Raw genomic sequence first — 11989 nt, 5'->3', positions numbered from 1 at the left:
CCATGAGCACATTATTAAAAGCCGTATTTTTTGCAGGATCTTTATTATTTTCAGCAAATCTAATGAGTAAGGACAGAGATTTTTCCCTTTCCTTTGGAAACGTACAAGCCAAAACACTGAATGTTCAGCTGTCAAACGCTAAGAGCGTATCTGTTTTTGTATACAACAGCGCCCATGACGAGCTATTCTCCGAAAATCTTACGGATGGAGATCATATAACCAAAACTTATGATTTTCAGAGCTTTGCACCGGGAATTTATTACCTGGTAGCAGAATCTGAAATGAAGATTGAGAAATACAAGATTAAAATCAGTGAAGGAAATGCAATGGAGGTGGAAAAAACACCGGTAAGCGCTGTGAATAAACCTCAATATACTGTTTCAGGGCACATGGCAAAACTTCATATGTCTGATGTAACAGGACCTGTATACATTTCAGTATCTGACCTTTCCAATACAACATACTATACATCCAGCAGAAAAGCTGATAACGGAAAAGTGGATGTCACTTTCGACCTTGATCCGAAAACAGCAGATCAATATATCATCCGGGTTGAAGAAAACGGAAATGTATTTAATAAAATGATTTCACTCCGATAAGGAGATACAAATTATAGATTGACATATCAATCATTCCAAATTATTTTGGGCTAAAATTTTACTTACAGTTTATTGTTTTGAGGCAGCTCTCATTCCTATCCGGAGAAAGAGCTGCCTCATTTTTTAGTTATGATGTGTCATGTCAAGTTTAATCTTTTTGAGATCTTCCAGTTCATGAACAGGCCGTTCAATATCATAAGGAACCGGCTTTTTTGAGAAAGTCTGAAAATACAGCAGGCAGGCGTCTTTCCACCATACAGCATCCCTGGACTGAATTCTGAGTTTTGACTGAACGTCAGCAAACCTCTTTTCATCTATATAAGGTTCCATTCTATCCCATGTTTTCTGATAGTCCCTCACCTTTTTCACTCCGGAATCGTAGGTATAACAGAGCTCATCCCAAAGTGTTTTCCCGTCTTTCATTGTATAATCCCACGGAACATGATGAAACCAAAGGATCAGATTTTCCGGACAGGTTGCGAGATTCCCGTACCTTTCATTCAATGGCGGGAAATACTGTGAAACAGCATTGCTTCCTGTTTTTGTTCTGTTAAAACCCAGTCCCTGAGCATCCGCCTGATGATAATATACAGGAGACCAGTCCGGCCTTCCGCCTTTATAATCTCCCCATGGTTCAGGACCATAATGATGCCCTCCTGCAAAAATATGATGAAGCCCCAAAGGCATCATATAATCCACAGCAGTTTCTCTGGACGAAAGCATTATTTCCTTTACGGGGTTCACAAAGTTCTGATCATCAGTAAATGTCATTTTGATCCATTCCTCTGCTATCTGCTCCGAACTGAGCTGATGGTTCCAGGAAAGCCTTCCAAATGCATACCAGTTGGCCTGGGCAAAATGATGACCGGTCCAGTTGGTATCTTCACCGATATTGGCAACAGCAGAAATCGCTGTAATTTTGGCGGGTCTTAAGGTGCCGTCTGTAATTTTGGCAATGGTAGATCCCTCTCCGTCAGCATAGGTATCGCTTTCCAGGGTTTCTTTGAATAAAGGTGCCAAGAATACAAGATGATTTGAAAAGCCCAGATATTCCTGTGTGATCTGAAATTCTACCATTTCGGAAGTTTTTCTCAAAGCACCGAAAAGCGGGTTAAATGCTTCACGCGGCTGAAAATCAACCGGTCCGTTTTTGATCTGGATGATGACGTTATTCCTGAATTTACCATCCAAAGGAACAAATTCCAGATAGGCCTGTTTTGCTCTGTCATCTTTACTGGGACTGTAGACAAATGCTCTCCACATTACGATACCCTTGTGAGGTTTCAGTGCATCAGCCAGCATGTTGGCTCCATCTGCATGGGTTCTTCCATAATCCTGAGGCCCGGGCTGCCCTTCAGAGTTGGCTTTCACCAGAAATCCTCCGAAATCAGGAATCAGCCTGTAAATTTCAGCCGATTTATCTTTCCACCATTTTTGTACATCTTTATTCAACGGATCTGAATTTTGTAATCCGCCCAAAACTTTAGGCGAAGAAAAATTCACCGAAAGATATACTTTTATGCCGTAAGGTCTGAAAATATCAGCCAGCACCTTTACCTTTTTCAGATAGTCTTCCCTAAGCATATTGGGAGAGGCATTGACGTTATTCAGAACAACGGAATTGATTCCTACAGAAGCATTGGCTCTGGCATATTCTTCGTAACGCGGGGAAATTCTGCCCGGCAGGTCTTCCCATTTCCAAAGAGATTTTCCTGCATAGCCTCTTTCAATACTCCCATCCAGGTTATCCCAATGGTCTAAAATCCTCACATCATAGGATGGTTTTTCTGTAGTGTTCAGATGGTTCAGATCAGCTTTTGTCTGCTGTAACCGCAAAATATGATAGACTCCATATAATAATCCTATTTCCTGATGTGCAGAGATAACAATTTTTTCAGGCGTGGAAACAATTCTGTAGCCGTCTTTCAGGTTTTTCTCTTTGCTTTCTTTACGAAGTTCCACCGTCTGCCCCTGCCAGTGGCCAGTTAACTCTCTTCTGGCAATGTTCAGTGTGGGACTGTTTCCTTTGGACATGATTTTATCTGCTGATATCCCTTGCTTGGCAGGAAACCGAAGCCACAGCTGGCTTCCGTCTTCCGCAAAGATCAGCAGCGGAACCATCAGAAAAAAGAGAATATAGAGTTTCAGATGTTGCATTGAACAGTTTTTAAAATAATTAATGATTGGTATGGCCGTCTTCCAGACCTTCAATAGTTTTGATTTTCCCCTCATGATCATATTCCAGTTCAATAACCTTCATACTTCTCAGCCATGTTTTTCCTCCGCTCGGAACAGAATCGTGGAAAAACAGATACCATTTTCCTTTGAACTCTACAATGCTGTGATGGGTAGTCCAGCCTACGACCGGAGTAAGAATTTCACCCTGGAAAGTAAACGGACCGTAAGGATTGTCACCTGTTGCATAACAGATAAGATGGGTGTCTCCCGTAGAATAAGAAAAATAATAGGTACCATTGTAATGATGCATCCAGGAAGCTTCAAAAAACCGGTGCTTATCCCCATGAAGCAGCGGCTGTCCGTTTTCATCAATAATAACAACGTCTTTAGGCGCTTCGGCAAACTGAAGCATATCATTACTCAAAAGAGCAACCTTTGAATGGATTGCAGGCTCATCATTTGCAGGAATTACTGCAGATTCAAGCGCTTTATTGTCTCTGTAGCGCTGCAATTGACCGCCCCAGATGCCTCCGAAGTACATATAATATTTTCCGTTATCTTCAAAAATACAGGGATCAATGCTGTAACTTCCCATCATCGGATGTTTTTCCGGAATGAAGGGACCATAGGGCTTATCACTCACTGCAACGCCGATCCTGAAAATATCATTCTGATCCTTTAAAGGGAAATACATGTAATATTTACCGTCTTTAAAGGCTACATCACAGTCCCAGAGCTGTCTTCCCGCCCATGGAATATCTTTTACCGAAAGTACTGCACCATGGTCTTTAATTTCCCCATTTTCTACATCATCCATTGAGAAGACATGGTAGTCATTCATATCAAAATGATCTCCGTTGTCATTTTCTTCAATTCCGCTTTCGCGGTCATGAGAGGGGTAAATATAGATTTTATTTTCAAAAACATGAACGGAGGGATCTGCCATATAATCTTCCGGGAATAAATATTTTGATTTTTTCATTAGGTAAAAATTCTTTTGTTTTTAATTGCGCTCTGCAAGTTTTATTATTTTCTGCACCACAGCCTTTTCCTGGTCTTTTCTGTCAAAAAGTAACGGGTAATCTGTTCTTCCTTTCACCGGGAAATCATTTTTCCATGACTGCTTATCGGTAACCCCCCACAAGGTTACTCTTCTTATTTTATCCTTGTGTTTCAAAAACAGGCCGAAGAAATCGAGATACCGTTTTTCCCATTTCGTTTCTACATCCACAGGCAGGCCTTTTGTGTAAGGATTCATTTCTTTCTGGTAGGCAACAGTATCTGAAACATTGGCAGAGCTTCCCCATGGAGACGGCAGTGCACTGATTTCGAGTTCTGTAATATTGACTTTTACGCCTGCATTGGAGTAATCTACCATTGCTTTTTCATATTCATCCATAGAAGGGTTATCCATTCCAACGTGGGACTGCATTCCTACCCCATCAATACGGATACCTTTTGATTTAAGTTTTTCAACCATTTTAATAACTGCTTTTACCTTTTCAGGATACCATTCATTATAATCGTTATAATATAGTTCTGCATCGGGATCGGCTTCCTGCGCATACTGAAATGCCAGAGAAATAAAATCTTCGCCCAGGATTTCATAAAATTTACTTTTTCTATAAGATCCGTCTTCAAGAATCGCTTCGTTTACCACATCCCATCCTTTTACTTTTCCTTTGTACCGGGAAACGACCGTTGTAATGTGATTTTTCATGCGCTGTTTCAATACTTCCGGAGAAACGTCTTTTCCATTACTGTCTACAAAAAACCATGGTGGCAGCTGTGAGTGCCAAACGAGTGTATGCCCGATAATGAACATCTTGTTTTTTCTTCCAAAATCAACAAATCTATCAGCGTCATCAAAGAAGAACTTGCCTTCCTGAGGCTGCAGGAACATAGATTTCATACAGTTTTCAGCAACAATAGAGCTGAACTGTTTTCTGATAATCGCTGCTGCTTTCTGATCTGTCCCGTCAATCTGAGGAAGACTCATCGCCGTTCCTATATAGAATTTATCCTGAAATGCTTTTTTTAAAGAACCGTCAGACTTCTGTGCTGACAGACCGGAAGCGGTAATGGCCGCCAAACCCATTAAAATACGTTTCATATTGATCTTTTTTATTTTCTTCTTTCTGCCAGATCTTTCTCAATCTGAACTTCCATTTTTTTGTTGATTTTATAAAATAATAGCAGTCCGCAGGCAATAAAAAACGGGATAGACGGAAATATACTTACCAGCATTTTGGCACCCGCTGCCACGGTTTCAGGCTGAATCACCTGCTCGTTCCCATGCACTGAGATATATCCGTATTTTCCTATGATCAGGGCGACTAAAGAGCTTCCTATGCTGAGACCTACTTTAAGGCCTACCATCATGGCAGAGAAAATAATTGCGGTTGCCCTGCGGTTGTTTTTCCATTCCGAATAGTCGGCAACATCGGCAATCATAGCCCACAAAAGCGGTGTACTGATTCCGTAAAAAAATCCGTGTAGAATCTGTGACAGAAACATGATCCCGACTGCTTTCGGAGGATACAGTATAAAGGCGAGAATAAATAGTGTAGAAATGAATAATGATGCAATAAAGGTATCGCGTTTTCCAAATCTGTCTGCCAGCTTTTTAGAAAAGGTAATTCCTACGATCATCATCACAATTCCTCCTGCATTAAACAATCCGAATCCCGCAGACTTTGGATCTTCGCCAAAGAAATTCATTCCTGCAGAATTGAAAAATGCTGTAATGGGTGAAATAAAACTCTTAAGGGCATTTTCGTCTACATAATTATTAAAATAATATACGTAAGATCCGCCTTTCATTGCCAGAGTAATAAATATAAATGCAGTCACGGTCAGCATAATAATCCATGGCCTGTTCTGGAATAAATCCTTTAAATCCTCTTTCAGACTAGATTTCTGCTCCGGCTTGGGAATAATTCTTTCTTTGGTCGTAAAAAAAGTAATCAAAAGCATGATGGATCCGATCACTGCAAGCCATGTCATTACGGTTTCAATTCCCTGTGCCTTATCTCCCTGCCCTACATATAAAATAATAGGAAGCATGAACACCTGCACAAAGAACTGTGCAAACATTACCGCTACAAAACGGTAGGAAGAAATACTGTTCCGTTCTCCCATATCTCCTGTAATAACACCGCTTAAAGCAGCATAAGGCAGGTTATTGGATGCGTACAGTAAAAGTAATAATGAATAGGTAACTGCCGCATAAATCATTTTACCCTGATATGAAAAATGAGGGGTACTGAAGGCTAGCAGCGCTGCAATACCAAGCGGTACGGCAGTAAATAAAATCCATGGACGAAATTTCCCCCATCTTGAGCTTGTACGGTCTGCCAGCGCCCCGATAAGCGGATTGAAACCGAACCCGGCAATTAAACCTACAGTAAGTGTAATTAAAGAGGCATCCTCCGCTTTGAGTCCGTAGATATCGGTATAAAAATAGGTCAGATAGGTCACTAAAGTCTGAAAAACAAGGTTTGCTGCCAGATCTCCCAGGCTGTACCCCATTTTCTCGATTACCGATATTTTTTGTGGCTGATTATCCATTGAATTTGATACGATTTTCTATGTTAAATTAATTTTTTTCAGTTGTAAACGGTGAAGCCGGAAGACCACTCGTATTTTTAAGATTGCCGTCAGGGTTATCTGCCCAATCGTAGCGTACATGTACGGGGTCAGTTATCTGATCATTCCAAACAATGACTTTATTTCCTTTTGTTTTTGCTTTTGCCCACTGATACCTGCCGTCTTTCTGCTTAATGGCGAAACCTTTAAGACCGCCCTGCACCAAATCATCTGTACCGGGTCTGAAAGATATGATTATGGTATTTCCTTCTTTTTTCATTGACTGATAAACGGGGCCGTCAGCAATAATTTTTTTCCCCTCTCCGATTTTCTGAGCCTGTAAAGCCAGCCTGTCACCTACTGTTTTTTTATTGAGCGGATGAATATCGTTCCATTCTCCCAGATCAATAGCCACTGCAAGCCCTGTAAAAGGAACGTGAAGAGAAACCTGTCTCTGCTGCTCTCTCAGCTCAGCCCAGCCGCTGTCCAGAGGCTGATCTTTTTTTTCCATGAAATTCGCCAGCTGTACAATCAGGAAGGGCAGATCATTTTTATTCCATTTTGAGCGCCAGTCCGAGATCATGGTTGACAGCAAATCTCCATATTCTTTAGGTTTTCCGGTATTGCTTTCGCCCTGATACCAGATGAATCCTTTAATCTTATAGTGGATCAGCGGGTTAATCATAGCATTATAAAGACCTACCGGCTTCCAGCGGATAAATGTCTGGCCCGGAGCCATTCTTTCCATTTTGGCTCCTGTTTTATATTTCCATTCACCCTTAAGGTCTGTTTTTTGGCCGTCTATTTCAAGATAATATGGTTTATCAGCAATAAACTGTCCTTTTCCGCTGCCATTGATGACTCTTACCGTAATGGTATTTTTTCCTTCTTTTAAAACACCTTTCGGAATTTCATACCATCGCGGAGGATATTCATAGGTGACATTTCCTACTTTAATTCCGTTAATATACGTGACATCAGCGTCTTTTATCCTTCCCAGATTCAGGAATGCCGTTTTCTGATCTGTGCCTTTGGGCAGGATGATTTCTTTACGCAGCCATACTGAACCGTCAAAAGAACCTTCCTGATCCTCCCATGATCCAGGTACCAGCATCGTTTTCCATCCTGAAACGTCATTTTCTTTTTCCCAATGCTGATTCAGCCCGATATCACTTTGATCAAGCTCTGCATACCAGGCTTTACTTAAGGACTGTTCCTCTGATTCTGTAGATTTTATCAGGTCATCATTTTTCCATTTTTCTGCTTCGGAAAGGTATTCCGGGTATTTTTGTAAAGATTTCTCATCCATCCATGCCTGAACGGGAGATCCTCCCAGACTTGCATGAATAATTCCTACGGGAACCTTATTTTTTTCGTTGAGTTGTTTGGCAAAGAAATACGCTACCCCCGAAAAATTAAGAATGGTCTGAGGGTTTGTACTTTCCCACTTTCCTCCGTCAAGATCATTTTGTGGAGTTTTAAAGTTGTATTTCTGCGGAACCGTAAAGAATCTTATATTCTGATTGTTCGCGTTTTTAATTTCATTTTCATACAGAGGTTTCAGCCTGCGCATCGGAAGTTCCATATTAGACTGCCCTGACGCTACCCAAACATCCCCAACCAGGATATCTTTAAGTGTGATTTCATTAATGGTCATCCTATAGGGGCCACCGGCATTCAGTTTTGGAAGCGTTACCATCCAGTTCCCGTTCTTGTCAGCTGTGGTTGTATAGGTTTTATTAATAAGCTTAACGGTTATCTTTTCTCCGGCATCTGCATATCCCCAGATTTTCAGATCCTGGTTTCTCTGAAGAATCATTCCGTCAGAAACCAAGGCAGGAAGTCTTACTTTTGCTTGAAAACTGCAAAATACTGCGAGAAAAAATAATAGGTATAAGGTTCTGTTTTTCATGGAAAAAATCTGTTTTTATTGGTTTCAGTTTTTTATTTCTTTTCGTAACTCCCGGTCAGTAAACGGATTTCGATGACTTTAGCTGTTGCTGATTTTTCTTTTGCCAAAAATTTTACGGTAAGATTTTCTTTATCCTTTTCTGAATCCGGTATGGGAATAACCAGATATTGAGGTGAACTTCCAGACCTTCCTTCCATATTCTGATCAGTGATTTTTTTACCATTGATCTCAATATTCAAGGTACGATTGGGATTGGCATCAAAATAAAGCAGATAAAGATACAAAGCGTTTCCTGCTTTGTTTTTCATCTGATAGCTGAACCATCCTCCCGCATCACGGAAATGCCGGTCTTCCATATATCCTGTTCCTGAATCTTTGCTTTCTATGAAATGATCAGACTCCGGCTGCTGCTCCCCCAGCTGAATTTTATCTGCTGTGATCCTATCAATCTTTCTTGTCTCCTCTTCTTCTTTTGCCTTTTGCTTCAGCATATTTTCTATTTCGTTTTTGTCCGCCTGCGGCCAGTACAGAATGTATCTTTCTGCCTGAATACTGTAAAACGGTACAAGACTAAATCCTTTTCCGAATTTTTCAGACGGATAAAGTCCCTTAATAACAAAGTTCATTGGTGTGCCCAAAGGCGTTACATGATCCACAACCTCAGATGAATTTCCAAGGATCACAGGAATTTCATTTAAAGGAATCTGCGGCCCATGAGCAATATGGCCGCCTCTGCTGTCATCAGCAAGAAGCCCCTGCTGGTTTTCGGTTCCGTATTTTGCAGCAAGTACTACAGGTCCGTATTTAAATGCATAATAATTGGAATGGTCAGGCAGCTGTTCTGCAGAAAGATGCATAGGTAGAATCATTTTTACGACATCCCCTTTTGTCCATTTTTTAGTCAGTGTAAAATAACCGTCGGAACCAAGCTGTACTTTTTCCTGTTTTCCATTGATCAGAATTTTTACTTCCGCAGGGTTGGCCCATTGCGGACATCTCAATTTTAAATCAAATGCTGATTTTCCCACGGCATCAAAGATCAATGTTGTTTCAGGAATTTCCGGAAAGTTATTAACCTGACGGAGCACCACTTTTTCCTTTTTCCATGTAAGCGTGGAAGGAATAAATAAGTTAACATACAGATCTTTTTCCGACCAGGCATAAATCATTTCTCCATATTTGGCGTGATTTTCCATTCCGGAACCTACGCAGCACCAGAAGCTGGTCCGGGGCTGTGAATAGACACGGTAGTGCCCCGGACGCATCGGCGTAAAGTAGACGAAACCGCCCTGATCATGATTTTCCGTGGAAAGGATATGATTGTATAATGCTTTTTCGTAGTAATCTATATAATAGGATTCCGGCAGCGTTGCATAAAGTTCTTTCGTAAGCTTGAGCATATTATAGGTATTGCAGGTTTCCGGACCTTCAATACTTTTGATCATGCCGCTGAAATCATTGACAGGGTTAAAATGCTCACTGACGCTGTTTCCGCCTATAACTGAGGATCTCTTTTCGGTTACATTATGCCAGAAAAAATCAGCAGCACTGCTCCAGGACTTATTATTCTGAAGATCAGCAATACGTTTGTAACCAATTACTTTGGGAATCTGTGTATTGGCATGAAGACCTGTAAGCTTATCTTCTCCTGCTAAAAGGGGAGTAATAACAGCCTGATGAGAAAACCGTTGTGCCAGCAGCAGGTATTTTTTGCTGTGAGTAATCTCGTAGACATCTGCAAAAATTTCGTTAAGCCCCCCGTTCTCACTTCGCAGCATATCCTGTATCTGATCATCAGAAAGACCGGATACTTCATTTAGCATCCAATCTGTAAGTCGGACAAGCATTGTTTTAGCTTTTTTACTTTTTGCATACCAATAGGCATCCCGTAATCCCGCAAAAAGTTTATGAATATTATACAACGGCACCCAGCGGTCATTCAGTCCAAAGCCAGAAGCCCGTATGTTTCCTTCTTTAATTTCTTTCCAGATTTTTTTTCCGTCCGGAACTCCTGAGATATATCCTTCCGGAGATGTATTCTGACAGCGTTCCAGTTCATCAATCATATACTCAATCCGTTTTTTGATGCTGGAATCTCCTGTAGAAGCATACATAAGAGATAATGCGGAAATGTAATTACCTCCTATGTGGCCATCCAGTCCTGTATTTTCCCAGTTCGGGTAATTATAAGCCTTGGGATTCAGTCCTGCTTCTTTAAGATAAGGTGCCAGCAGCCTGTCCGGATCCATCGCCAGGAGATATTTACGGTCTGCCAACATGGCTCTGCTGAACACACTTTCTGATAACTTTACCGTTTCCAAAGGAAAATAATGAATTTTCTTCTTCACCTGCGCCGAGGTAAATGAAACAAAACACAATACAATAAATGAAAACTTTGGAGTCATGGATAAATGTTAATTCAACATTTCTAAAATAAAGGAAAGAATCTATATACAAAACATTTTTTACCCGAAACTATGCTATTTTTACAATTAAAACCTTTTATAAAGCCCTAAAAACAGACAAAACCGGACTACCTTATCATAAAAAATAAGATAATCACCTGACGGGCTGATGAAACTGCAGATTCTTACAATTGCCTATGAAAATGAATCAATGACAGGTTTTAATAAAAATCTTAATCATATCCACAATACCTTATCGTATTTTTAATGTTAAGTTGTATTATCTGATTATTTTTAATCTCAATTTTAATTTTAACACAAATTTAACATTTAATTCATAGGTATTTAATCTGATTTCGGTGTTATTTTTCATTTTTGATCACGGTTTTATCTCCCAAAATATCCTTAGGGAATAATTTTAATCAAATAAATGAAGTTTATGAAAAAGTGTACAAACTACATTTATATAAAATCTTATCCATAAAAGCTTTACCTTTGTAATAAAATATAAAAGATGACTGAGGATTACTCACAATATCCCAAACACTTTGTTGCCGTTGACTGTATAATTTTCGGTTTTGATGGCGAAAATCTTAAAATCCTACTGGTAAAAAGAAATTTTGAACCACAAATGGGCGAATGGTCGCTCATGGGCGGCTTTATGGGCAGCGAAGAAACTTCTGATGAAGCAGCAAACAGGGTTCTGTACACACTGACAGGTCTTGAAAATATCTATCTCGAACAGCTGAAATGCTATACGGAAATTCAACGTGAGCCAACAGCCAGAATTATGTCTATTTCATATTACGCACTGATCAATATAGAAAAAGATATTCAGATTAATGAGCAGTACAGTGCAGAGTGGGTTGATCTTCAAAAGGCGCCTGATCTTATTTTCGATCATAATGATATGGTAAAAGATGCTGTCGCCAGACTGAGAAGAAGAGCATCCACAGGACCTATAGGATTTGAGCTTTTACCCGAAAATTTCACGATGAAGGATCTTCAGAATCTTTATGAAGCTATTTTTGATGAGAAATTTGACAAGCGTAATTTTACGAGTAAGATCAACAGTATGGATATCCTTGTCAATACCAATAAAAAAGATATGACTTCTTCCCGTAAAGGTTCTTTTCTTTACCGCTTCGACGAAAAAAAATACAACAAAAAAATCTCCCGCGGATTTATGTTTAAAATCTAATTTATACTACTTTGCAGGTTTAGAAATGAATCGTAAAAAGTTAACAATTCTGGGTTATACATTATTCATCATACCATTATTAAAATCTCACTTTTGTGAGATTTTT

The 11989-nt window shown here is 39.9% G+C and carries 8 protein-coding genes; 2 read left to right on the top strand and 6 right to left on the bottom strand.

Features of this window, described 5'->3' with window-relative positions; all coding sequences use genetic code 11:
* The first annotated feature begins 2 nt into the window (after positions 1-2).
* The gene (locus BLW74_RS08455) at positions 3-599 is read left to right on the top strand and encodes a hypothetical protein (protein WP_089691646.1); all 597 of its coding nucleotides are present in this window, start codon (positions 3-5) and stop codon (positions 597-599) included.
* Positions 600-722: 123 nt separating this feature from the next.
* Here BLW74_RS08455 and BLW74_RS08450 read toward each other — a convergent pair whose 3' ends face one another.
* Genes BLW74_RS08450 through BLW74_RS08425 form a run of 6 tightly spaced genes read right to left on the bottom strand, consistent with a single transcriptional unit; the run spans position 723 to position 10682 of the window.
* Positions 723-2756: an alpha-glucuronidase gene (locus BLW74_RS08450; RefSeq protein ID WP_089691644.1), complete on the bottom strand. Its 2034-nt coding sequence runs from the start codon at positions 2754-2756 to the stop codon at positions 723-725.
* Positions 2757-2775: 19 nt separating this feature from the next.
* Positions 2776-3759 carry a glycoside hydrolase family 43 protein gene (locus BLW74_RS08445; protein ID WP_089691642.1) on the bottom strand — a complete coding sequence of 328 codons (984 nt, stop codon included), beginning with the start codon at positions 3757-3759 and terminating at the stop codon, positions 2776-2778.
* Positions 3760-3780: 21 nt separating this feature from the next.
* Positions 3781-4890, bottom strand: coding sequence for an endo-1,4-beta-xylanase (locus BLW74_RS08440; protein ID WP_089691639.1), 1110 nt, complete (start codon positions 4888-4890; stop codon positions 3781-3783).
* An 11-nt stretch (positions 4891-4901) separates the two neighbouring features.
* The gene (locus tag BLW74_RS08435; protein ID WP_089691636.1) at positions 4902-6347 is read right to left on the bottom strand and encodes an MFS transporter; all 1446 of its coding nucleotides are present in this window, start codon (positions 6345-6347) and stop codon (positions 4902-4904) included.
* 28 nt (positions 6348-6375) lie between these two features.
* A complete protein-coding gene (locus tag BLW74_RS08430) occupies positions 6376-8277 on the bottom strand; it encodes a sialate O-acetylesterase (protein WP_089691633.1) in 1902 nt (633 codons plus the stop codon).
* Positions 8278-8309: 32 nt separating this feature from the next.
* Positions 8310-10682 (bottom strand): glycoside hydrolase family 127 protein, encoded by a 2373-nt coding sequence (locus tag BLW74_RS08425; RefSeq protein ID WP_089691629.1) that lies wholly within the window; start codon positions 10680-10682, stop codon positions 8310-8312.
* Between the two features lie 514 nt (positions 10683-11196).
* On the opposite strand from BLW74_RS08425, the gene BLW74_RS08420 reads away from it, so the two are divergent.
* Positions 11197-11883 carry an NUDIX hydrolase gene (locus BLW74_RS08420; protein ID WP_089691626.1) on the top strand — a complete coding sequence of 229 codons (687 nt, stop codon included), beginning with the start codon at positions 11197-11199 and terminating at the stop codon, positions 11881-11883.
* Positions 11884-11989: the final 106 nt, after the last annotated feature.

Origin of the sequence: Chryseobacterium culicis (genome assembly GCF_900108365.1) — a bacterium.
Taxonomy (GTDB): Bacteria; Bacteroidota; Bacteroidia; order Flavobacteriales; family Weeksellaceae; genus Chryseobacterium; species Chryseobacterium culicis.
This window is presented reverse-complemented; position numbering and strand designations above follow the sequence as displayed.